Source organism: Halorarum halophilum, assembly GCF_013401515.1.
Classification (GTDB): Archaea; Halobacteriota; Halobacteria; order Halobacteriales; family Haloferacaceae; genus Halorarum; species Halorarum halophilum.
Map to the genome: position 1 here is coordinate 3642280 of NZ_CP058529.1, position 20693 is coordinate 3662972.

A 20693-nucleotide genomic window follows, 5' to 3' on the forward strand; every position below is an offset into this window, starting at 1 on the left:
TCCTGGGGTGTTACGACGTCGACAGGAACGGCCTGGAGGCATCTGTGGCCCCCTTCCATTCCCGCCCTCTGGATGGGACGTGGAGCGTCGCTCCCGGACTACGGAGTATTCTGCGGTCGTTGACCGTGTCGTCACTCCCCAGCGGGGCCAAACTCCCCGTCGCGTGCGTGCGTGAGGAGGTGTTCATGCTGTGGGCCGCGGTCCTCGACGACGGACTCCTGCTCGAACCCGGGGGGGAGGCCGACGGACGGGAGGTAGCTCGTACAGGCGACGCGATACGTCCGGTCCGGGTCGACCGCCTCGCCGTCGACGGCGACCGTCCCGTTCGGGTCGTCCCACCGAACGGCCGCTCCGGAGACGAACAGCCGGCCGTGGGTGTCGTCGAACTGCTCCCGACCGGCGCGGACGGCGGCGGCGAGGTCCTCCCCCCGGACCTCGAGCGTCTGGAGGTGCGAGGGGAAGGGGACGACGCCGAGCAGGTCGCCGGGAGGCCTCCCCGGACCGTCGCCGCGAGGACGACGCCCACGTCGGCGTCTCCGCGGGACCGGTACGCCTCGGCGACCGCCCGGGCCGTCTCCCCCTCCGGGAGCGGCGCGGGGAACGAGCACAACTCCGCGTCGATGCAGGCGGCCTCGCGGCGATCGCGGTACTCCGCCGTGATCGCGCCGTCTGGCGGAGCGTCGACGACGTCGCGGACCTCCGCGGCCGGTTCCTCGCCGAGCGTCACGACCCCGAACTCGCCGGCCTGTCCGCCGCGTGTCCGGGTGACGAGCGTGCCCGCGACGACCTCGTTCACCCGCCCGTGGTCGTGAGCACCGAGTACCGCGTCTACGTCGGTTTCACGGGCGATGTCCGCGTCCGCCTCGCCGCAGTGTGAGAGCACGACGACGCGCTCGGCGCCCCGCTGGCGGAGTGCGGCCGTCTCTTCCAGGACGGCAGCGACCGGGTCCGTGAACGTCAGCGCCCCGGCGGCGTGGCAGATCGTCGCCGTCTCGGGGTTGACGACGCCGACGAGGCCGACTCGCACGTCGCCGACGTCGACGACGATGCCCGGTTCGAACGCGTCCGTGTCGAACCCGTCGAGGTTCGCCGCGAGGTGGGTTCCGGGCGTGTCGCGCGCCCAGTCGGCCGCCCACTCGATTCCGGGGTCGAAGTCGTGGTTGCCGAACGTGTCCGCCACCGGTTCGACGGCGTCGAGGAAAGGGCGGGCGTGGCCGCGGCCCGCCTCGGTCGCGAGCGCCAGCGACCCGAGCGCGGTGGTATCACCGGTGCCGACGACGATGGTGCGCTCGTCGCGGAGCGCCTCGACGGCGCTCGCCACCCGGCCGACGTCGGCCGGCCGGTCGAACAGCGTCTCCAGGTCCGAGAGGTGGACCAGGCGGGGTGGAGGGGTCACGGTGGTGGCAACTCCGTGTCACGCCGAAAAACCACCGTTCGGATGCTCGTCGAGATATGTTCGGGGCGATCGGCTCGGCAGCTCACGAGGGACCTTTCCAGGTCGTCATCGACCGAGTACCGGTGAACTCGGTGCCGTCCGGCGCGGCGAATCGCGGGCGGACTAACAAGCATTAACACCCTCCACGGGCTACCCTCCACCAAGAGCCATGGCCGAGGACGTCAAACCGACTCGCAAGAACCTGATGGAGATCGAGGACCGCATCGAACTCTCCGAGCGGGGCCACGACACGCTCGAACAGAAGCGTGACGGGCTCATCATGGAGTTCATGGACATCCTCGACCAGGCACAGGACGTCCGCTCGAAACTGGAGACCGACTACGAGTCCGCCCAGAACACCATCAACAAGGCCCGCGCGATGGAGGGCGACGTGGCCGTTCGCGGCGCCGCGGCGGCGCTGAAAGAGCACCCCGAGATCACAACGCAGTCGAAGAACATCATGGGCGTCGTCGTCCCGCAGATTGAGTCCTCGAAGGTGAGGAAGAACCTCGAAGAGCGCGGCTACGGCCTGCTCGGCTCCTCCGCGCGGATCGACGAGGCGGCCGACGACTACGAGGAACTCCTCGAGTCCATCATCCTCGCCGCCGAGGTGGAGACGGCGATGAAGAAGATGCTCACCGAGATCGAGACGACGAAGCGCCGCGTGAACGCGCTGGAGTTCACGCTGCTGCCCACGCTGTACGAGAACCAGGAGTACATCGAGCAGAAGCTCGAGGAGCAGGAGCGCGAGGAGATCTTCCGGCTGAAGAAGATCAAGGCCAAGAAGGAGGAGAAGGAGGCCGAAGAGGCCGCGGAGGAGGCCGCCCGCGACCCCGAGGAGGTTCTCGAACCCGGCCAGGTCAACGCCGACGACTGACCGCCGGCAGTTCCCCTCCCATCTCGATTCGCCGCCCTCGACTCCGACCGCCCACCTCGGCCGCCCTCCCGTTCTCACCCGCTCGCTTTTTCGGTCCCGCCCTCCAGCGTCGGGTATGCCCACCTGTCCACACTGCGAGGTCGACCTCGTCGTCTTCGCCGTCCCCGAGTCGCTCCGCGAACACGCGCCCGACGGCGCCGCGGCGGCTGCCATCTGTCCGCGCTGTCTCCGCGTCACGGCCGCGGACGCCAACGGAGTCAACGCGGGGGCCGACACCGACGCCGCGTTCGGGCGCGTCGACGACGCGTTCCCGCGGGGCGAGGGCGGCGTCGCGTTCGCGCTGCTACTCGGGAAACTCCCGAAGCTCACCCTCGAGAAGCCGTCGATCGCGGAACTGCGCGAACGCGCCGAGTCCGCGGGAGTCGACGTCGCGCTGACGCTCGACAGGCTCGTCGGAGCCGACGTCGAGCCGCACTTCGAACTCGACCGGCGCGTCAGCCAGCTCGATTCGCTGCTCGGGTAGCGCGGGGCCGCACCGGGGGCGAACGTCGGGTCGGTACCGGGGGCGATATACGTCGTCCCCGCATCGCCGACGACGGATGGGTCGCCTCGACAGCCGGACCGTCGGCACGCTGTTGGTCCTCGTCTCGGCGGTCTGTTTCGCCACGCTCGGCGTGCTCGGCGAACTCGCTTTCCGCGCGGGGCTCTCGGTGCCGGCCGCGCTCGCCCTCCGGTTCCTCGTCGGCGGGGCCGTCGTCTGGGCGGCGCTCGGCACCCACCGGTTGCTCACCTCGCCACCCCACCCCCGGCTGCGGCTCCCGACGCGAGACGGGGTCGTCGCGGTCGCGCTCGGCGCCGTCGGCTACGCCGGCGTCAGCTACGGCTTCTTCGTCGGCGTCGAACGGACGTCGGTGGGGCTCGCCGCGGTGTTGCTGTACACGTACCCGCTGTTCGTCGTCGCGCTCGCCGCGGCATTCCTCGACGAGCGAGTCGGCGGCAGGACCGCCGTCGCAGCCGTGCTCACGTTCGCCGGCGTGGGCCTCGTCTCCTGGACCGGGGCAGCCGCGTTCGACCCGCTCGGCGCCGGAGCGACTCTCGCGGCCGCCCTCCTTTACGCCTGTTACATCACCGCCTCTCGGGTCGCGCTCCGAACCGCGGACGAGCGCGTGCTGACCGCCTACGTCGCCCCCGCGGCGGCTGCGTCGATGGGTGCGGTAGGCGCGGCTACCGGGACGTTCTCCCTTCCGACGACACCGTTCGGGTGGGGCGTCGTCCTCGCGCTCGGCACCGTCACCACCGCGCTCGCCATCTTCGCGTTCTTCGCCGGGCTGAAACGGGTCGGCGCGAGCCGCACGGGCGTCGTCTCGACCGTGGAACCCGCAGTCGCCGTGGCGCTCGGCGCGGCGTTCCTCGGCGAGGTGATCACGCCCGAGATGCTCCTCGGGACGGGGTTGATCCTCGCCGGCGTCGTGCTGGTCCAGACTGCGAGAGAGTAATCGGGGGACGTGCTCTGCCGGTCACTATCCGGCCACCGTTCGAACGTCATCCGTTAGATAAGGTTTCATGCCGGCGAATTCTGGAAATTAGCGGACGAACTACACCGATGAGCGTGACCGTGAACGTCGCCGAGGACCGGACCATCCGCCTCACGGAGCAGGTCGTCGGGACGCGGCTGCCGGATACGATCGCGTTCACGGCCAAGGGAACCCTCACGATGACCGAGGAGTTGCTGGGGGCGTTCGAGGGAACGACGCTGACCCCCGGGGAGGTCTCGCTCTCGGTCGACGGTTCACGGACCGTCGACGTGGACCTCTCGAACGGGGCATCGCTCCGGCTCGAGACCGTAGACGTGGGAGTGGAAACACCCGATCCGGACGATCTGGTTCCGGGCGCGGATTCGATCGGTTCGGCGGCGGAGGGCGCCCCGAACCCGGGTGACGCGACTCCCGGCGCGATCGCGTTCACCGTCGAGGGGGTGATTCGGGGCGTGCCGGGCGAGGCGTTCGCGGCGATCGCCGGCGGTACCCCGGCGATCGAGGCGCTCACCTTCTCGGTCGAGGATTCGGTCAGGAGCGACGGCGGGTCCGGCGACGACGTGATGTTCGAGTTCGCCCTCCTGGGGTTCGAGGTCAGCGTCCGTCGGAACGGGACCATCGCCGTCGGAACCCGCGGAACCTCGGTCAGTCTCGACACCCCCTGACCGGGACGTGGCAGTGCCTGTCGAGCGATTATGCCCCCTGGCGTCGGGGAGAACGGTCCGCGTTTAGACGCCGGTCTGGTAGCGCAAGATACCCGCGATGCCGCCGAAGGCGTCCATGAGCTGATCGCCCTTCTCGAAGTCGGTGGAGATGAACTTCGTCTCGGTGCCGCGCTGGTCGGCGATGTTCATCAGGTGCTCGACCACGTCCTCGCGCTCGCCCGGTTCGGCCTCCTCGCCGCAGGTCGTGCAGGTGTGCTCGGGCGTCGAGTGGCGACGCTCGACAACCTCGTACTCGTCGTGGCCGTTCGGGCACTCGAACGGGACGACGTCGTGGTGGAGGTCCTCCGAGAGCAGCAGGCGGTCGACCGACCCCATCACGAGGTTCCGGCGGGTCTCGTCGAAGCCGTAGGTGGCCTCCTCGCCCGTGTGGAGCTTCTCGAAGAACTCCTCCATCTCCCGTTTGTCCTTGACGACCTCCTGGTCGGCGAGCACCTCCTGTGCGGCGTCGACGATGTCGTGCAGGCCCGACTCGTCGGTGTAGGCCACGTCGAACTTGCCGAGCACCTTGTCCTGGAGCTCGTGGTGGAGGTAGCCGCCGTCGAGGAACTCGTCCTTCGTCGGGGAGGGACCGCCGACGAGCACGCCGTCGAGTTCGTGCCGCTTGGGGACGAACAGCTCGTTCGCCATCCCCGCGACCTCCTGGTAGAAGTTGTCGATGGCCTCGAGCCGCAGGCGGGCGAACCGCTGGGCGGACTGGCCACCCTTCCGCTGCTTGCCGGGGACGAGCGAGGAGGCCGACTTGACCGGCTCGACGCGTTTCCCCTTCAGCCAGCCGACGTTCGCCTCCCGGCGGTCGAGGACGACGAGCCCGAACAGGCCCTTGTCGGCCATCATGTCCTCGAGCGGCTCGGTCAGGAAGTCCGAGTCGCAGTGGTACCGGAACGACTGCACCGGCTCCGGTGGCGACTCCAGCACCTCGGTCACCATGTCGGTCTGGCCGCCGCCCGAGTTCACCGCACCCGAGAAGATGACGATCCCGTTCTTCGGCGGGAAGACGTCGTAGTAGCGGAGGCGGTCCTTGATTGAGGTGAGCGCGTCCTGGACGTTCGTCCGGGTCTGCTTCGACTTGATGTTGGACGCCTCGCTGTGCTCCTGGGTGACGTGGGCGACCACGTCGGAGATCTGTCTGTCCTCGGGGATGTAGATGGTGACGAGCTGGGTTCCCGAGCCCTCGTACTCGTCGAGCTCGTCGAGGACCTTCCGGAACTCGTACTTCCGTCGGTCCTCTGAGGGCGTGTCGCTCCCGTCCTCGGCGTTGCTACTCATTACCTGATTATCGCCGGTGTGCGTGTAAGTAACTGTTGAATACCGCGGTGAGGGGTCGACGGCGGGGCAGCCGACTTCCGTCCCGGCGACTCGGCACGGAAACGGTCGATTTTGGCCGTCCGACGTGCGACCGCCCGGCAGTGGGACCCACCTTTATAACGCCGTGCCTCCGATTCCTCGCAAATGCCTACCACATACGCCGTCGCGAGCGCGAAGGGGGGAGTCGGAAAGACGACGACCGCCGCGAACCTCGCGGCCACGCTGGCGGCCGCGGGGTTCGAGACCGTGGCCGTCGACGGCGACGTCGGGACGGCGAACCTGGCGCCGGCGCTCGGCGTCGAGGTGCCCGAGGACGGAGCGACGCTCCACGACGTCCTCGCTGGCGAGGCTAGCCCGGAGGACGCGACGTACGCCGGCCCGCACGGCCTCTCGGTCGTCCCCGGCGATCAGTCGCTCTCGGCGTTCCGGTCCGCCGACCCCTCCCGCATCCGCGAGGTGCTCGGCTCCATCACGAACGCCGACTACGTCGTCGTCGACACCGGCGCCGGACTCACCCACGAGAGCGCGCTCCCGCTGTCGCTCGCGGACGAGGTTCTGCTCGTCTCGACGCCGACCCGCGACGCCCTGGTGGACACGGGGAAGACGCTCCAGCTCACCGAGCGACTCGGCGGCGAGGTGGCCGGCCTGACGCTCACCCGCGTCGGTCCGGACGACGGGCTCGCGTCCGCGCTCGCCGCCGCGGACATCGATCCCGACGAGTTCGACGTCCCTGTGCTCGGGCGCATCCCCGAGGACCCCGCCGTCGCCGAGGCCGTCGCGGCGCGGGAGCCGCTCACGGAGTACGCCCCCGGCAGCGACGCGGCGGCGGCGTACCGCTCGCTGGCCTCCTCGCTCACCGGCGAGCCCATCCGCCCGCCGCTCTCCTACGAGGTCGAGGAGGGTGAACAGGAGCCGACGAAGCCCGACGAGACGGAGGCAGAATCCGTCGAACCGGAAGCCGACGCGGGGGAAGACGAGGTCGAAGCGGACGAGGGTGAAGGGGATGAGATTGAAGCGGGCGAGGACGAAGCAGCCGAAGCCGAGGTTGACGAGGGTGAAGCGGCCGGGGCCGAGATCGACGAGGCGGAGGCGACCGCGGTCGACGCGGACGACGCGGGAGACGACGAAGCCGACGCGAACGAACCGGAGACGGCCGACGCCGAGGAGGACGACGTCGATGAAGACGGCGAAGTCGAGGTGACCGAAGCCGAACCCACGACGGACGTGGGGGAACTTCCCGACGAGGACGACGTCGACGAGTCCACCAGTGACGGGGATGCCGAGGAACGGGAGGCGACGGGCGAGGAGGAGGCGGATAAGACGGGGGGGACGGAGACGGACGACGCGGTCATCATCGAGAACGAGACGCCGGACGAGGAGGGGGCCGCCGCGGCGGCGCGCCGAACGGTGCCCGGCGACGACGAGTTCGAGGACGACGGTCCGGTCACCGTCGAGGACGCCGAGTCGGGCGAATCCGCCGAGATCGGCGACGACGTCATCCCCTTCGCCGAGCAGAACCGCGAGCGCTCCGAGCAGGCCAAGCAGGGGCAGGAGGGCGACGACGACGACGTGGACGAGGACGACAATGGGAAGCGCGGTGGCATCCTCGGTCGGCTGTTCCGCTGAGGAGGCGGCCGTAACGAGGGGACTCGAACACGTCCGAGGCGAACCGCGGCATTCTTCATCGCGCGGACTCGACCCGAACCCATGAGTCGCGCCCAGAACGGTTCCGTTCCGCTGTGGTGGGTCATCGTCTTCGTACTGCTCGCGCTCGGTCTCGGCGCGTACGCCATCACGTCCTCCGGCGGTTCCCTCATCGCCTGAACCGCCCGGACGGTCCCAGTTCTACGCCGCCATCGGAGTCTACATCGACTCGGGAGCCGCGACGCCGAGCACGTCGAGCGCGTTCGCGACCGTCGTCCGCGCGGCCGCGACCAGCGCGAGGCGCGCCTCGCGGGTCGCCTCGTCCTCGGCGGTGAGGACCGGACACTCGCGGTAGAACGCGTTGAACGTCTCCGCGAACTCGCGGGTGTACGTCGCCACGCGGTGGGGTTCGAGGTCCTCGGCGGCCTCCTCGACGACGGCGGGGAGGCGTGCGATCGTCGCGAGCAGGGCCCGCTCCTCGGGCGTCGAGAGCGTGGACGCGTCTACGTCGTCCGCCGGGGTCGAGCCCTGTGCCGCGGCCTCGTCGAGGATGCCACAACAACGCGCGTGGACGTACTGGACGTACGGTGCAGACTGCGCCTCGAAGTCGAGCGCGTGGTCCCACTCGAACGTGATGGTCTTGGTCGGCTGCTTCGAGACGATGTCGTAGCGCACGGCGCCGACGCCGACCTGCTCCGCGATGCGCTCGACGTCGGCCTCGGACAGGTTGTCGTCGCGGATACGGTCGTCCATCCGCGTCTCGACCTCCTCGCGGGCGCGGTCGATCGCCTCGTCCAGCAGGTCGTCGAGGTCGACGCCGGTGCCGCGGCGGGTGCTCATCCCCTCGCCCCCGGGGAGGTTCACCCAGGAGTAGAACATCGAGGTGAGCCGGTCCGTATCGTTGCCGAGGACCTCGAGGGCGGCCTCGAGCTGGCTCGCGTGCAGGCGCTGATCCTCGCCGAGCACCGTCACCGCGCGGTCGTAGTTGTCGAACTTCCACTCGTGGTGGGCCAGGTCGCGGGTGGTGTACAGCGAGGTGCCGTCCGAGCGGAGGAAGACGAACTCCTTGTCGATGTCCCACTCGGAGAGGTCGAGCACCCACGCGCCGTCGTCGATCTCGGCGTACTCGCTGTCCTTGAGGCGCTCGACCGCCTCGGCCGCGCTTCCGTCGCGGATGAACCGCGTCTCCTTCACGAACTCGTCGAACTCCGCGGGGAGCCGCGAGAGCGTCTCCCGCATCCCCGAGAGCACCGTGTCGACGACCTCGCTTACGCGCTCGTGGGCGTCCTCCTCGCCGGATTCGAGCCCACGCATGATCGTCTCGATCTCCGCCTCGGCCTCGGTGACCTCGTCCTCGTCGCCCTCCTCGAGGAAGCTGTTCCCCTTGCGGTAGTAGCGCACGAGGTCGTAGTCGGGCTTGTCGCGGTCCGGGTCGGGGAGGTCGGACTCGTCGAACGTCTCGAACGCCCAGGTGAACACGGCCATCTGCCGGCCGGCGTCGTTCACGTAGTAGTGGCGCTCCACGTCGTACCCGGCGTACTCGAGGGTGTTCGCCACCGCGTCGCCGACGATGGGGTTGCGCGCGCGGCCGACGTGGACGGGCCCGGTCGGGTTCGCGGACGTGTGCTCGACGACGACCGACTCCCCCCGGTCGGGGAGCGAACCGAAGTCGTCGGCGCGTGCGGCCAGAAGCGTGTCCGCGAGGTACGCGTCGTCGGTGAAGAAGTTGAGGTACGGCCCCGCGGGTTCGACGCGCGCGAGGTACTCCGTGCCCTCAACGTCGAGCGCATCCGCCACCTCACCGGCGACCCGGGGCGGCGGGGCGCCCGCCTCCTCGGCCAGGCGGAACGCCACGCTCGAGGCGAGCGTCGCGTCCACGTCGCCCGGCGGCTCCTCGATGCCGAGGTCGTCGGTCGGGTACCCGAGGTCGGCGAGCGCCTCCGTCAGCGCCGCCTCGACGGCCGACCGGAACTGTCTGAACATGCGCGGGGCTTCCGCGGCCGCCGATAAAGGGGTTTCCGAACCGTGCCGTCCGCGACGACTGCCGGGACCCCGCCGACCGTGCTTCCTGTGCCCACCGTGACGAACGCGTCGCCCGGACCGACCCGACTAGTCCGGTCGTCCGCCGGTCGCCGCGACCCGGCGACTTTTCACGGCGGAGCGCCTCCGTATCGGTACGCTTCACGAAGCCGGGACGGTGCGTAACGATTCTGGAACGCGTCTCACCTTCGATACGCTTTAGTCCGTCGGGGCGGAATTTCGAGTAATGGCAACCAGTGCGAGGACCGTCGGCCACGACGAGGTGGCCGCCCTGAAGACGGTCGCCCTCCGCGGCGGGCTGCGCGAGCCCGTCAAGGTCTCCTGTTCGGCGCTCGGCGAGCAACTCGGCGCGTCGAGCCAGACCGCCTCCCGCCGCCTCCAGCGGCTCGACGAGGCGGGCCTGCTCGACCGCGACGTGGTGAGCGACGGCCAGTGGGTCTCCGTGACCGACCGCGGCGAGCGTCGGTTACGCACCGAGTACGCCGACTACCGCCGTCTGTTCGAGGACGGTACCGGCCTCACGCTCACCGGCTCGGTCACCGGCGGCATGGGCGAGGGTCGCCACTACATCTCCCTCGACGGGTACATGAGTCAGTTCCGCGAGCGCCTCGGCTACGAGCCGTTCCCGGGGACGCTGAACGTCGAACTGACGGAGGCGTCCGTGCGGGCCGTCGCGGGGCTCGGCTCGGTGGACGGCATCCACATCGACGGATGGGAGGACGAGGAGCGGACGTTCGGCCCGGCGACGTGCTACCCGGCGCGCGTCGAGACGGGCGACGGCTCGTTCGAGCCGACCCACGTCATCGTCCCCGAACGGACCCACCACGACGAGGAGCAGCTGGAGATCATCGCGCCGCTGAAGCTCCGGGAGGAGCTCGACCTCGAGGACGGTGACGAACTCACCGTCATCCTTGCGGACGAGACCGACGGCGCGTCGTCGACCGGGACGTCGACGAACGAGGCGGACGCGTCCGGCCCGGGGGCGCACGAATGAGCCGCAAGCAGGCGGCGCAGTTCGACCGCGCGCTGGCGGCGTTCCGCGCGGGCGACCCCGTGTTGATCCACGACTTCGCGGACCGGGAGGGCGAGACCGACATCGTCTACCCCGCCGAGGCCGTCACGCCGGCCGACGTGGCGCGAATGCGCAACGACGCCGGCGGCCTCGTCTGCCTGGCGCTCTCGGACGCGGTCGCCCGTGCGGTCGACCTCCCCTTCCTCGACGACGCGGTCGACCACCCGGCGGCCGGCGACCACGACCTCGGCTACGACGACCGGTCGTCGTTCTCGCTCCCGGTGAACCACCGCGACACGTACACCGGAATCACCGACGAGGACCGCGCGCGCACCATCACGGAACTCGCCTCGATGGCGGACGCCGTCGACGCCGGCGTCGACTACGGTCCCGAGGAGTTCGCCGCCGAGTTCCGCTCGCCGGGTCACGTCCACCTCCTGCGGGGGGCGCCCGGCCTCCTCGCCGACCGGGTCGGCCACACCGAACTCGGCCTGGCGCTCGCGGCGGAGGCGGGGCGTGCGCCCGCCGTCGTCGTCTGCGAGATGCTCGACGACGAGAGCGGCGCGGCGCTCTCCCCGGACGCCGCCCGCGAGTACGCCCGTCGAACCGGCGTCCCCTACGTCGAGGGCGAGGAACTCGTCGAGGCGCTCTCGTAGGCCGCCCCGGTCGACTTCGATGCGGGCGCGGTGCTCCGGCTCCCGGCCTCCTCGACCCCCGTCCGACACCGCCAGTCCCACCCCGCGCGTTTCTCATGATTTTAAGTCCGGACGGGGCTACCCTCGCGTATGACCGTCTTCGAGGAGATGGCGGAGGACGGGGTCATCTGGCAGAACGGCGAGTTCGTCGACTGGGCCGACGCGACGACCCACGTCCTCACGCACGGCCTCCACTACGGAACGGGTATCTTCGAGGGTGTCCGCGCGTACGACACCGAACAGGGCACCGCGCTCTTCCGCTGGGACGAGCACCTCGACCGCTTCTACCAGTCGGCCAAGCCGTACGACATGGAGATCGAGTACTCGCGCGAGGAACTCACCGAGGCCACCCTGGCGACGATCCGCCGGAACGACCTCGAGTCGGCGTACGTCCGGCCGATCGCCTTCTACGGCTACCACAGCCTCGGCGTCTCGCCGGGCGACTGCCCGACGGACGTCGTCGTCGCCGCGTGGCCGTGGGGCGCGTACCTCGGCGAGGAGGCGCTGGAGGAGGGCATCGAGGTGATGGTCTCCTCGTGGCGCAAGCACGCCTCCAGCCAGATCCCGACGAACGCGAAGACGACGGGGCTGTACGTGAACTCGATGCTCGCGGGCGAGGAGGCTCGCCGCAACGGCTTCGCGGAGGCGATCGTCCTGAACAAGGAGGGCAACGTGGCGGAGGGTCCCGGCGAGAACCTCTTCCTCGTGCGCGACGACACCATCTACACGCCCGGCCTGAGCGAGTCCATCCTTGACGGCATCACCCGCGACACGGTCATCACGCTCGCCGAGGAGCGCGGCTACGAGGTCAACGACACCACGAGCATCTCGCGGGGCGAACTGAACACGGCGGACGAACTGTTCTTCACCGGCTCGGCGGCCGAGGTCACGCCGATCCGCCAGGTGGACAACGTCGTGATCGGGAACGGGTCGCGCGGGCCGGTGACCGAGGAACTCCAGCAGGCGTTCTTCGACCTCGTGGAGCGCCGGACGGACGAGCACGACGACTGGTTCACGTACGTTTAGAGCGATTCGACTTCGAGGTTTTCTTCCGAGGTCTCGTTCCTCACTGGACTCCGCCAACGAGGAGTACCTGAAAGCCTCGGGGCCATCGCGTCGGGGACCTCGTCGTCGTCCGGGAGAGCATCGCTCACGAGAACTCCGCCTCGCTCCCGTGGTGCTTGCTTCGCGACTGGCCGGGATACAGGTTCGGTCGACTTCCCGGATACCTGCCCTCGTACACGACGTTTCGTACAGGGACGAATAGCTGCCTTCGAAGTTCGAATCCTCCGGCGATTCCGGTCGTCGATCCTGTACTATCCACCCTCACGCCGTCTCGGGCTCGTGTGTCCCTGGCAACCATCTATCTGGCGTATCATTACTCGGACCTAACCCCATCTTAGTCGTCCCAGACGAGGTAACTCCGCCGCACACGACGGGGTTATGGCGATCGTCATACCTCAATTTCAGTATATAAACCAACCACCGATTCGGCGTATCGGTCTAATTACAAAGCCGGTTAAGCCGGTAGATGCGGTGTGGCTCTCGAAAATCGAGACGACGAGCACGAGCAGACGCAACGATCGGAAACCGACGACGGCCGTCGACGATTTCTCACCGGTTCCGCAGGCGCGATCGGTGCCCTGGCACTCGGGAGCGCGTTCGGCGCCCAATCGGTGCTGGCTAGCGGCGACGATCACGGGACTGACACCGAAGAACAGACGGAGGATGCGTTCGAGGACGACGTCGCCATCCTCAACTACGCACTGACCCTCGAGTATCTGGAGGCGGCCTTCTACCGACGAGCCCTCGACAATCTGAACCGGAACGACCTGCTGTCCGACCGCCTCGACGAACTGCCCGAGTCGGTCCGAGAGCGGATCTTCGAGCAACTCACCGTCATCCAGGAACACGAGGAGATCCACGTCGAGTTCCTCACCGAGGTGATCACCGACCTCGGTGGCGAACCCGCCGAGGAACCGGAGTTCGACTTCGGGTCGGCAGTCGAAGAGCCAGTCGAGTTCATCCGAACCGCTGCAGTGCTCGAGGACACCGGCGTCGCCGCGTACGCGGGCGCCGCGCCATCGATCGAGGACGAGGATCTCGTCCCGCCAGCCCTCAGCATCCACAGCGTCGAGGCCCGCCACGCCTCGTTCGTGCGCGAACTCGGCGGACAGATCGGGTTCCCCGACGCGTTCGACGAACCCCTGCCCAGGGACGCCGTGCTCGAAGCGGCTAGCCAGTTCATCGTCTCCGACTCGTCCGAGGAGGACGACGGTGAGACGGAGACGGCAACGGACGACGACGAGACGGAGACGGAGACGGCAACGGACGACGGCCACTGACGAGATCAGCTATCCGCTACTGGTTCACTGGGTAAGGAGCGTCGAAGTGTGGGCGTGAGAGGCCGACCTACAAACCCTCCTCACCGTCGATGATCCGGAGACACCGTTCACCGAGCGCAGGAACGCCCTCCTCCATCTTCGGGTACACCGGGTCGTCGCTGTTCCCCTCCAGGTACCGCCGGAAGAACATCTCGCCGAGCGCCGCGAGCTTGTACACCGCGAGCGTCCGGTAGAAGCGGTCGTGGTCGTACTCGATCCCCGTCGCGGCCTCGTAGCGGTCCACCAGGTCGCGCCGGCGGGGGTACCCCTCGCGCTCCATGAACGTCGACCGCAGTTCGGGGGTCGCCGGCTCCGGATCGCCGGGGTCGCGCCAGAACGACAGCATCCAGCCGAGGTCCGTCAGCGGGTCCCCGAGCGTCGACAGCTCCCAGTCGAACACGCCCACCAGCTCCGGTGGCGTGCCGGGCCCGAACATGACGTTGTCGAGCTTGTAGTCGCCGTGGACCAGCGTCTCCGGGTGCGTGTCTGGGACGTGCTCCTTCAGCCACGTCGTCGTCTCGTGGATGGCGGGCACCTCGCGCTCGTCGGCGGTCACCTCGAACGCCCACTGGAACTGCTTCGACCAGCGGTCGGCCTGGCGCTCGGTGAACCCGGCCGGCCGGCCGAAGTCGCCGAGGCCGACCGACTCGGGGTCGACCGAGTGGATCGCCGCGAGGGTGTCGACCAGTTCCTCGCCGATTCGGCGGCGGTGCTCGGGGGCCGCAAACCGCTCCGGCTCCGCGTCGCGCAGGACGTCGCCCTCGCTCCGTGCCATCACGAAGAACTCCGCGCCGAGCACCGACTCGTCCTCGCAGGCGCACACCGTCTCCGGAAGGGGAACCGGCGTGTCCTGCAGGGCGTCCATGACCCGGTACTCCCGGAGCACGTCGTGGGCCGTGTCGGCCGTCTCCCCCGGCGGCGGCCGGCGGACCACCAGGTCGCGGTCGCCGTGGGTCACGAACAGCGTCTCGTTCGAGTGGCCCTTCGGGTGGCGCTCGACCGCGAACTCCGCCGCGGGGCCGAGTTCGGCATCGAGGAACTCGCGGAGGCGTTCGGGGTCGACGAGCCGGGCGAGGTAGTCGTCGCGGCCGTCCGCTTCGTCGGTCATGTGGGTTCGTTCCGCGGGCGGCCGCAAAAACGCCCGGGGTGCGTCCGTGGTCGAAGGGATCAGGCGTGGAACGGATCGCGGTTTCGACCGACGCGGTCCGGGGATACCGTTTTGTCCGGCCCGTCCGAGGCCGGCGTATGGACATCAGCTACGACGACAGCGAGGCCGCCCGCGAACTCGCCGACAGGGCGCGGGAGTTCCTCGACGAGGAGGTGATCCCCGTCGAGCGCGAGGTCCTCGGCGGCGACCCGGTCACGGCCGAGCAGGTGGCCGACCTCCGCGCAGTGGCCCGCGAGTACGACGTCTACTGCCCGCAGATCGGCGAGGAGTTCGGCGGCATGGGCGTGGACTTCCGCGACGCGCTCCCGATGTTCGAGGTCGCCGGGCGCTCGCTGCTTGGCCCGGCCGCCTGCCGCGTCGACGCGCCCGACGAGGGGAACATGCACACGCTGGAGCTGCTCGGCACCGACGACCAGCAGGAGGAGTACCTCCGCCCCCTGGTCGCCGGCGAACTCTCCTCGGGTTTCTCGATGACCGAGCCGATGCAGGGCGCCGGCTCCGATCCGAAGATGCTGAAGACCGAGGCGAGAGCGGAGGGCGACGAGTGGGTGATCGACGGCCACAAGTGGTGGACGACCGGCGGGACGGAGGCGGACTTCCTCATCGTGATGGCTCGGACCGACCCGGACGCGCACCCCTACGCGGGCTGTTCGCTGCTGCTCGTCGACGCCGACGCGGACGGGCTCACGGTCGAGCGCGACATCCCCCACCTCGGGGGCGGCGTCACCGGAACGGGCCACGCGGAGATCACGTTCGACGGCGTGCGCGTACCCGAGGAGAACCTCCTCGGCGAGTTGAACGAGGGGTTCCGACACGCCCAAGAGCGGCTCGGCCCCGCGCGGCTCACCCACTGCATGCGCTACTCCGGGATGGCCGAGCGCGCGCTCGACGTGGCGACGGCGTACGCCAGCGAGCGCGAGGGGTTCGACGGCCCGCTGGCCGAGAAGCAGTCACTTCGGTACGACGTCGCCGACGCGGAGACGCGGCTCCACGCCGTCCGGACGACCGTACGCGACGCGGCCGACCGCATCGCCCGGGGCGAGGAGGCGCGCGTCCACGTCTCGATGAGCAAGACGTTCGCCGCAAACGTCGTCCAGGACGTGGTGGACACGTGTCTCCAGGCGTGTGGCGCCAACGGGATCGGGAAGGACCTCCCCATCTCGGACTTCTACGAGGCCGTCAGGCGGTTCCGGCTGGTCGACGGCGCCGACGAGGTGCACAGGCGGGTCGTCGCCCGCGAGGCGTTCGCGGACGTCGATCCCGACGAGCTGGCGAACGTCACGCGCTACGACGGCTGACCCGCGGTCCCGTCGTCCAGAAACCGTCGTGCGTTCCCCGCCCGCCGCCGGGCTGAAGCCCCTCGCCGTCGATGGTGTGGTATGGACCATCACGACTGGGCGGACGCGCAGGTCGAGAGGACCGTGGCGGTGGACCGACACGACCTCGACTACGCCGTCTACGAGGCCGGGGCGGACAACGACGGGCCGCCGGTCGTGTTCCTCCACGGCATCCCGACGTGGTCGTACCTCTGGCGGGACGCCGCCCCCGCGCTCGCCGAGCACCGGCACGTCCTCGCACCCGACTTCGTCGGCTACGGAAACTCGTCTAACCGCGACGGCTTCGACCGGTCGGTGCGTGCACAGACGGTCGCGCTCGCGGACTTCCTCGCCGAGCGGCCGGGGAACGACGTCGACTTCGTCGCCCACGACATCGGCGGCGCCGTCGCGCTTCGATACGCCGCCGCCCGACCCGAGGCCGTCGGGCGGATGGTGCTCTCGAACGCCGCCTGCTTCGATTCCTGGCCGGTCGAGTTCGTCAACTCGCTGGGCGTGCCGGGCGAGACCGAGGGCTGGGACGACGAGGAACTGGACGACAAACTTGACTTCCTGTTCGCGGAGGGCGCCTACGACGAGGCCGACCCCGAGTGGCTCGCGGGGATGAAGGCGCCCTGGAAGCGCGACGGGGGACGGACGGCCCTCGCCCGGGCGGCGGTATCGACGAACACGAACCACACCACGGAGATCGAGTACGGCGACATCACGGCGGACCTGCTCTGCCTCTGGGGCGGCGAGGACGTGCTCCAGCCGGCCGAGAACGGTGAGCGACTGGTAGCGGAGACGGCGGGCGACGGCGAGGTGGTCGCGCTCGACGAGGCGTACCACTGGGTCACGCAGGATAGACCGGAGGCGTACCGCGAGCACCTGCTCGACTTCCTGTCCGACTGAGGCGGAATCCGTGGGCGGTTCGCGGACACCATGGCGGCGCCAGTCACCCGCGCCGTCGACGATTACTTAGCATTGGAAAGTAACGGAGGGATATGAGGTTCCAGCTTACGAGCGAGCAGGAGGCGATCCGCGACGTGGTCCGCGAGTTCGGCGAGAACGAAATTAGGCTGGTCGCACGTGAACACGACGAAGCCGGGGAGTACCCCCACGACCTCGTCGAGCAGGCGGCCCGGTACGACCTGGTCGCGCCGAGCATCTCCGAGGAGTACGGCGGCGCGGGGATGGACCTCCTCACATCCTCGATCGTCACCGAGGAGCTCTGGCGGGCGGACGGCGGCATCGGGAGCGCAATCGGCTCACGGGGGTTCGGGTCGACGATGATCGAGGCGTTCGGGGACGAGTGGATGAAGGAGGAGTGGCTCCCCCGCGTCACGTCCGGCGAGTCGGCCACCTGCTCGTGCATCTCCGAGCCGGGACACGGTTCGGAGGTCGCGGGTATCGAGACCACCGCGGAGCGGGACGGGAACGAGTGGGTGCTGAACGGGAACAAGATGTGGATCACGAACGGGACCGTGGCCGACGTCGCGGTCGTGATGGCGAAGACGTCGCCCGGCGAGGGCCACCGCGGCATCACCGCGTTCCTCGTCGAGACGGACCGCGACGGCTTCGAGCCGACGAAGATCGACAACAAGCTCGGCATCCGCGCGTCGGACCTCGCGGAGATCGTGATCGACGACGTGCGCATCCCCGAGGACCACGTCGTCGGCGGCATCGACGAGGGGTTCTACCAGCTGATGGCGTTCTTCGCGGAGGGTCGCACCTCGGTCGCCGCGCAGGCCGTCGGCTCCGCCCAGGGCGCGCTCGACGCTGCGAAGGCGTACGCCCTGGAACGCGAGCAGGGCGGCCAGCCCATCTCGGAGTACCAGGCGATCCGTCACATGCTCTCGGAGATGGCGACGAAGGTGGAGGCGGCGCGGTCGCTGACGTACCGGGCCGCAACCCACGTCGAGGGGGGCGAGGACGAGGCGGCCGCGCGGTTCGCCTCGATGGCGAAACTGTTCGCCTCCGAGCGCGCCGTCGAGGTCGCGGACGACGCCATCCAGGTCCACGGCGGGGCCGGCTACGTCACGGACCACCCCGTCGAGCGGTTCTTCCGCGACGCCCGCATCACGAAGATCTACGAGGGGACCTCCGAGATCCAGAAGAACATCGTCGCGGACCAGTTGCTCGGCTGAGTCGGGACAACCGAAACCGACACCCCACTCGGCCGACAGACCTCACTCGTATGAACGAAGCGGCCCCGGACTGGGAGTTCTCGGAGCGCGACGTCGTCATCCTGGAGGAACTCGCTGCCAACCCCGGCATCTCCTCCCGCGAACTGGCTGACGTCCTTGAGACGCAGTACGGCATCGACGTCTCGCACGTCACCGTCTCGGAGACGATCCGGAAGATGCGCGAGGAGGGCGTGTTCCGCGACGCCATCGTCCCGAACGAGGAGTACTTCATCTTCGGACTGTTCGAGTTCAAGTTCGACCCGACCCACTTCGCCGAGGAGTGGCGCGACGCGATGGCGTACATCCGCGACGACCCCCACACCCTCTTCTACTTCCTCTCGGACGGCGAGTACCAGTGGAAGTCGGTGATGATGTTCCCGACGCGGGAGTCGGAGTCCCGGTGGATCCACGAGTTCTACAAGGAGCACGGCAAGGTCGTCTCGAACCTCCGGAACCACGTCGTCCACAACGTCATCAAGTTCCGGACCGACCCCGAGATATTCCGGACGCTCCGGGAGGAGTCGGGCTGAGTCGCCGGTCGCGTCGAGGACGGATTTGATGAGGGAAGCGGTGCGGATGACCTGTCCGCGACGACCGCGAAAGCCCCCGGGCGCTCGCGGCCTGCGGCTCGCGAGCGCCCGGCCCCCTTTCATTCCCGCCCGAAGGATGGACGGTCGTCGTCGTCAGCCAGTGGCCGGGTATCGTCGCTGCGGGTGGTCACTTCTCCAGTGAGAGCAGGGTACACGAGAGCGCGACGGTGCTGTCGGCCTTCACGACCTCGGCGTCGGTGTGGACGACGCCCTCGGCGATCGGGTGGTCATTCGGCCGTTTGTCGGTCACCTCCAGTTCGACGTGGACCGTGTCGCCGACGAACACCGGGGACCGGAACCGGAGGTCGTCGACGCCGTAGAGGGCGACGAGGTCCTCGCGGTCGGCGTCGGGCCGGCCCTGCCAGACGAGTCCGGTGAGCACCGAGAAGACGAGCGCGCCGTGGGCGATGCGCTCGCCGTACTCGGAGTTCGCCATCCCTTCGGCGTCGAGGTGGAGGTCGTTGAAGTCGCCGCTGACGCCCGCGAAGTTCACCACGTCGGCCTCGGTGACGGTCCGCGCCGCCGTCTCCCACGAGTCGCCGACGGTCCGGTCCGCGTACGTCATCCCGCCCTACGTCCCCCCGTCGTAGCCGTGGAACCCCCGGCCGGCCTCCTCCCCGGTGTTCCCCGACTCGACGAGTTCGACGAGGTGGTCGGCGGGTTCGTATCGGTCCTCGCCCGTCTCGCCGTGGAGGGCGCGGAGCGTCTCGAGGGCCCTCTCGAGTCCGAGGCGGTCGCCGCGTCGACACGGCCCCTCGGGGAAGCCCGTCCCGAGTCGCATCCCGGTGTCGACGGCCTCCGGGGCCGCGACGTCGTCGCCGACGAGCTTCGCCGCCTCGTTGACCATCCGGGCCTCGACGCGGAACCAGTCGAACTCCCCGGCGTCCTCTGCGGTGTAGTCGGTCCCGGGACAGTCCTCGTACTCGTAGTAGCCCGTCCCCGTCTTCCGGCCGAGGTCGTCCGCCTCGACCTTCTCCTCGATGATCGGCGGGACCGGCCGCCCGGCCTCCCGCCGGACGTGGTAGCCGATGTCGATTCCCGTGAGGTCGCCGAGTTCGAACGGACCCATCGGGTAGTCGCGCTCGTGGACCAGCGTCGCGTCCGCGCCCCGGACCGTCGCCTCCTCGGCCGAGACCATCCACGCCGGTTCCTGCATGTACGGCCCGAGGACGCTGTTGACGACGAACCCGTTCACGTCCTTCCGGACGTAGATGGTCGTCTTGCCGAACGACTCCACGAGCGCGGCGGCGGTCTCCGCGGTTTCGTCGCTCGTCTCCGCGCCGTAGATCACCTCGACGAGCTCCATCCGCACGGGCGGGTTGAAGAAGTGCGTGCCGACGACCCGCTCCGGAGAGTCGGTCGCATCCGAGATATCCGTGATGGAGAGGCTGGAGGTGTTCGTCGCGAGGATGGCGTCGGCGGGCGCGAACTCGTCCAGGTCGCCGAAGATGTCCCGCTTGACGTCCATCCGCTCGGGTCCGGCCTCGACGACGAAGTCCGTGCCGTCGACGGCTTCGGCCAGATCGACGGTCGTGTCGATGCGATCGAGGACGGCGTCCGGGGACTCCTCGATATCCCCGCTCTCCGCGAGTTTCCCGAGGCTCCACTCGATGTCCCCGTACCCGTCGGTGACGATACCCTCCTCGATGTCGCGCATCGTCACGTCGTACCCGGCGATGGCGGCGACCTCGGCGATCCCGTGACCCATGTTCCCGGCGCCCAGAACCGTCACGTGGTCGATCCCGTCTCTCGGCATACACGACCGATGGGCGACCGCAGGCATA

18 protein-coding genes and 2 pseudogenes are annotated in these 20693 nt (G+C 69.2%); 13 read left to right on the forward strand and 7 right to left on the reverse strand.

The features are described from left to right. Positions 1-131 precede the first annotated feature (131 nt). Together HUG10_RS22220 and HUG10_RS22225 are read right to left on the reverse strand one after the other, a co-directional pair. Positions 132-608 (reverse strand): 5'-nucleotidase C-terminal domain-containing protein, encoded by a 477-nt coding sequence (locus HUG10_RS22220; RefSeq protein WP_179170913.1) that lies wholly within the window; start codon positions 606-608, stop codon positions 132-134. A 203-nt stretch (positions 609-811) separates the two neighbouring features. Then, positions 812-1396, reverse strand: a pseudogene (locus tag HUG10_RS22225) (bifunctional metallophosphatase/5'-nucleotidase); the annotation flags it as partial. 208 nt (positions 1397-1604) lie between these two features. On the opposite strand from HUG10_RS22225, the gene HUG10_RS18175 reads away from it, so the two are divergent. The 4 genes from HUG10_RS18175 to HUG10_RS18190 all read left to right on the forward strand — a co-directional run bounded on the left by HUG10_RS18175 (position 1605) and on the right by HUG10_RS18190 (position 4512). After that, positions 1605-2312: a V-type ATP synthase subunit D gene (locus HUG10_RS18175; RefSeq protein WP_179170915.1), complete on the forward strand. Its 708-nt coding sequence runs from the start codon at positions 1605-1607 to the stop codon at positions 2310-2312. Between the two features lie 115 nt (positions 2313-2427). Further along, on the forward strand, positions 2428-2835 hold the full coding sequence (locus tag HUG10_RS18180; protein ID WP_179170916.1) for a DUF6276 family protein: 408 nt from the start codon (positions 2428-2430) through the stop codon (positions 2833-2835). A 76-nt stretch (positions 2836-2911) separates the two neighbouring features. Continuing rightward, complete coding sequence (locus tag HUG10_RS18185) at positions 2912-3808, forward strand: DMT family transporter (protein WP_179170917.1); 897 nt, start codon at positions 2912-2914, stop codon at positions 3806-3808. Positions 3809-3915: 107 nt separating this feature from the next. Further along, positions 3916-4512, forward strand: coding sequence for a hypothetical protein (locus tag HUG10_RS18190; protein ID WP_179170918.1), 597 nt, complete (start codon positions 3916-3918; stop codon positions 4510-4512). 63 nt (positions 4513-4575) lie between these two features. Here HUG10_RS18190 and prf1 read toward each other — a convergent pair whose 3' ends face one another. Further along, positions 4576-5838, reverse strand: coding sequence for a peptide chain release factor aRF-1 (gene prf1 / locus HUG10_RS18195; RefSeq protein ID WP_179170919.1), 1263 nt, complete (start codon positions 5836-5838; stop codon positions 4576-4578). Positions 5839-6021: 183 nt separating this feature from the next. On the opposite strand from prf1, the gene HUG10_RS18200 reads away from it, so the two are divergent. After that, a complete protein-coding gene (locus HUG10_RS18200) occupies positions 6022-7503 on the forward strand; it encodes a nucleotide-binding protein (RefSeq protein ID WP_179170920.1) in 1482 nt (493 codons plus the stop codon). 237 nt (positions 7504-7740) lie between these two features. Here the strand turns inward: HUG10_RS18200 and argS are convergent, their stop codons facing one another. After that, on the reverse strand, positions 7741-9504 hold the full coding sequence (gene argS / locus HUG10_RS18205; protein WP_179170921.1) for an arginine--tRNA ligase: 1764 nt from the start codon (positions 9502-9504) through the stop codon (positions 7741-7743). A gap of 283 nt (positions 9505-9787) precedes the next feature. Here argS and HUG10_RS18210 point away from each other — a divergent pair, with 283 nt between their 5' ends. The 4 genes from HUG10_RS18210 (at position 9788) to HUG10_RS18225 (ending at position 13613) form a co-directional block, all read left to right on the forward strand. Next, positions 9788-10555, forward strand: coding sequence for a DUF120 domain-containing protein (locus tag HUG10_RS18210; RefSeq protein WP_179170922.1), 768 nt, complete (start codon positions 9788-9790; stop codon positions 10553-10555). After that, the gene (gene ribB, locus HUG10_RS18215) at positions 10552-11229 is read left to right on the forward strand and encodes a 3,4-dihydroxy-2-butanone-4-phosphate synthase (protein ID WP_179170923.1); all 678 of its coding nucleotides are present in this window, start codon (positions 10552-10554) and stop codon (positions 11227-11229) included. The genes HUG10_RS18210 and ribB overlap by 4 nt, the downstream gene beginning before the upstream one ends. 129 nt (positions 11230-11358) lie before the next feature. Then, the gene (locus HUG10_RS18220; RefSeq protein ID WP_179170924.1) at positions 11359-12294 is read left to right on the forward strand and encodes a branched-chain amino acid transaminase; all 936 of its coding nucleotides are present in this window, start codon (positions 11359-11361) and stop codon (positions 12292-12294) included. Between the two features lie 512 nt (positions 12295-12806). Beyond that, positions 12807-13613, forward strand: coding sequence for a ferritin-like domain-containing protein (locus tag HUG10_RS18225; RefSeq protein WP_179170925.1), 807 nt, complete (start codon positions 12807-12809; stop codon positions 13611-13613). Between the two features lie 67 nt (positions 13614-13680). Here the strand turns inward: HUG10_RS18225 and HUG10_RS18230 are convergent, their stop codons facing one another. Then, positions 13681-14760 (reverse strand): phosphotransferase family protein, encoded by a 1080-nt coding sequence (locus tag HUG10_RS18230; protein ID WP_179170926.1) that lies wholly within the window; start codon positions 14758-14760, stop codon positions 13681-13683. A gap of 143 nt (positions 14761-14903) precedes the next feature. On the opposite strand from HUG10_RS18230, the gene HUG10_RS18235 reads away from it, so the two are divergent. From HUG10_RS18235 to HUG10_RS18250, 4 genes are all read left to right on the forward strand, one after another. Continuing rightward, positions 14904-16118 (forward strand): acyl-CoA dehydrogenase family protein, encoded by a 1215-nt coding sequence (locus HUG10_RS18235; RefSeq protein ID WP_179171141.1) that lies wholly within the window; start codon positions 14904-14906, stop codon positions 16116-16118. Positions 16119-16199: 81 nt separating this feature from the next. Continuing rightward, positions 16200-17045, forward strand: a complete 846-nt coding sequence (locus tag HUG10_RS18240; protein WP_179170927.1) for an alpha/beta fold hydrolase — start codon at positions 16200-16202, stop codon at positions 17043-17045. A 92-nt stretch (positions 17046-17137) separates the two neighbouring features. Next, on the forward strand, positions 17138-18280 hold the full coding sequence (locus HUG10_RS18245) for an acyl-CoA dehydrogenase family protein (protein ID WP_179170928.1): 1143 nt from the start codon (positions 17138-17140) through the stop codon (positions 18278-18280). 50 nt (positions 18281-18330) lie between these two features. Continuing rightward, entirely contained in the window at positions 18331-18849 is a 519-nt protein-coding gene (locus tag HUG10_RS18250) for an Lrp/AsnC family transcriptional regulator (protein WP_179170929.1), read from the forward strand. Positions 18850-19036: 187 nt separating this feature from the next. On the opposite strand, the gene HUG10_RS18255 is transcribed toward HUG10_RS18250, so the two are convergent. Both HUG10_RS18255 and HUG10_RS18260 read right to left on the reverse strand, forming a co-directional pair. After that, a complete protein-coding gene (locus tag HUG10_RS18255; protein ID WP_179170930.1) occupies positions 19037-19474 on the reverse strand; it encodes a MaoC/PaaZ C-terminal domain-containing protein in 438 nt (145 codons plus the stop codon). A gap of 12 nt (positions 19475-19486) precedes the next feature. Continuing rightward, positions 19487-20665 (reverse strand): annotated as a pseudogene (locus HUG10_RS18260) (3-hydroxyacyl-CoA dehydrogenase); the annotation flags it as partial. Positions 20666-20693 lie beyond the last annotated feature (28 nt).

Excerpts from the sequence above, each read along its gene's own strand:
- HUG10_RS18175 (WP_179170915.1), top strand. The coding sequence starts at position 1,605 with ATGGCCGAGGACGTCAAACCGACTCGCAAGAACCTGATGGAGATCGAG.
- HUG10_RS18180 (WP_179170916.1), top strand. The coding sequence starts at position 2,428 with ATGCCCACCTGTCCACACTGCGAGGTCGACCTCGTCGTCTTCGCCGTC.
- HUG10_RS18185 (WP_179170917.1), top strand. The coding sequence starts at position 2,912 with ATGGGTCGCCTCGACAGCCGGACCGTCGGCACGCTGTTGGTCCTCGTC.
- HUG10_RS18190 (WP_179170918.1), top strand. The coding sequence starts at position 3,916 with ATGAGCGTGACCGTGAACGTCGCCGAGGACCGGACCATCCGCCTCACG.
- prf1 (WP_179170919.1), bottom strand. The coding sequence starts at position 5,838 with ATGAGTAGCAACGCCGAGGACGGGAGCGACACGCCCTCAGAGGACCGA.
- HUG10_RS18200 (WP_179170920.1), top strand. The coding sequence starts at position 6,022 with ATGCCTACCACATACGCCGTCGCGAGCGCGAAGGGGGGAGTCGGAAAG.
- argS (WP_179170921.1), bottom strand. The coding sequence starts at position 9,504 with ATGTTCAGACAGTTCCGGTCGGCCGTCGAGGCGGCGCTGACGGAGGCG.
- HUG10_RS18210 (WP_179170922.1), top strand. The coding sequence starts at position 9,788 with ATGGCAACCAGTGCGAGGACCGTCGGCCACGACGAGGTGGCCGCCCTG.
- ribB (WP_179170923.1), top strand. The coding sequence starts at position 10,552 with ATGAGCCGCAAGCAGGCGGCGCAGTTCGACCGCGCGCTGGCGGCGTTC.
- HUG10_RS18220 (WP_179170924.1), top strand. The coding sequence starts at position 11,359 with ATGACCGTCTTCGAGGAGATGGCGGAGGACGGGGTCATCTGGCAGAAC.
- HUG10_RS18230 (WP_179170926.1), bottom strand. The coding sequence starts at position 14,760 with ATGACCGACGAAGCGGACGGCCGCGACGACTACCTCGCCCGGCTCGTC.
- HUG10_RS18240 (WP_179170927.1), top strand. The coding sequence starts at position 16,200 with ATGGACCATCACGACTGGGCGGACGCGCAGGTCGAGAGGACCGTGGCG.
- HUG10_RS18245 (WP_179170928.1), top strand. The coding sequence starts at position 17,138 with ATGAGGTTCCAGCTTACGAGCGAGCAGGAGGCGATCCGCGACGTGGTC.
- HUG10_RS18250 (WP_179170929.1), top strand. The coding sequence starts at position 18,331 with ATGAACGAAGCGGCCCCGGACTGGGAGTTCTCGGAGCGCGACGTCGTC.
- HUG10_RS18255 (WP_179170930.1), bottom strand. The coding sequence starts at position 19,474 with ATGACGTACGCGGACCGGACCGTCGGCGACTCGTGGGAGACGGCGGCG.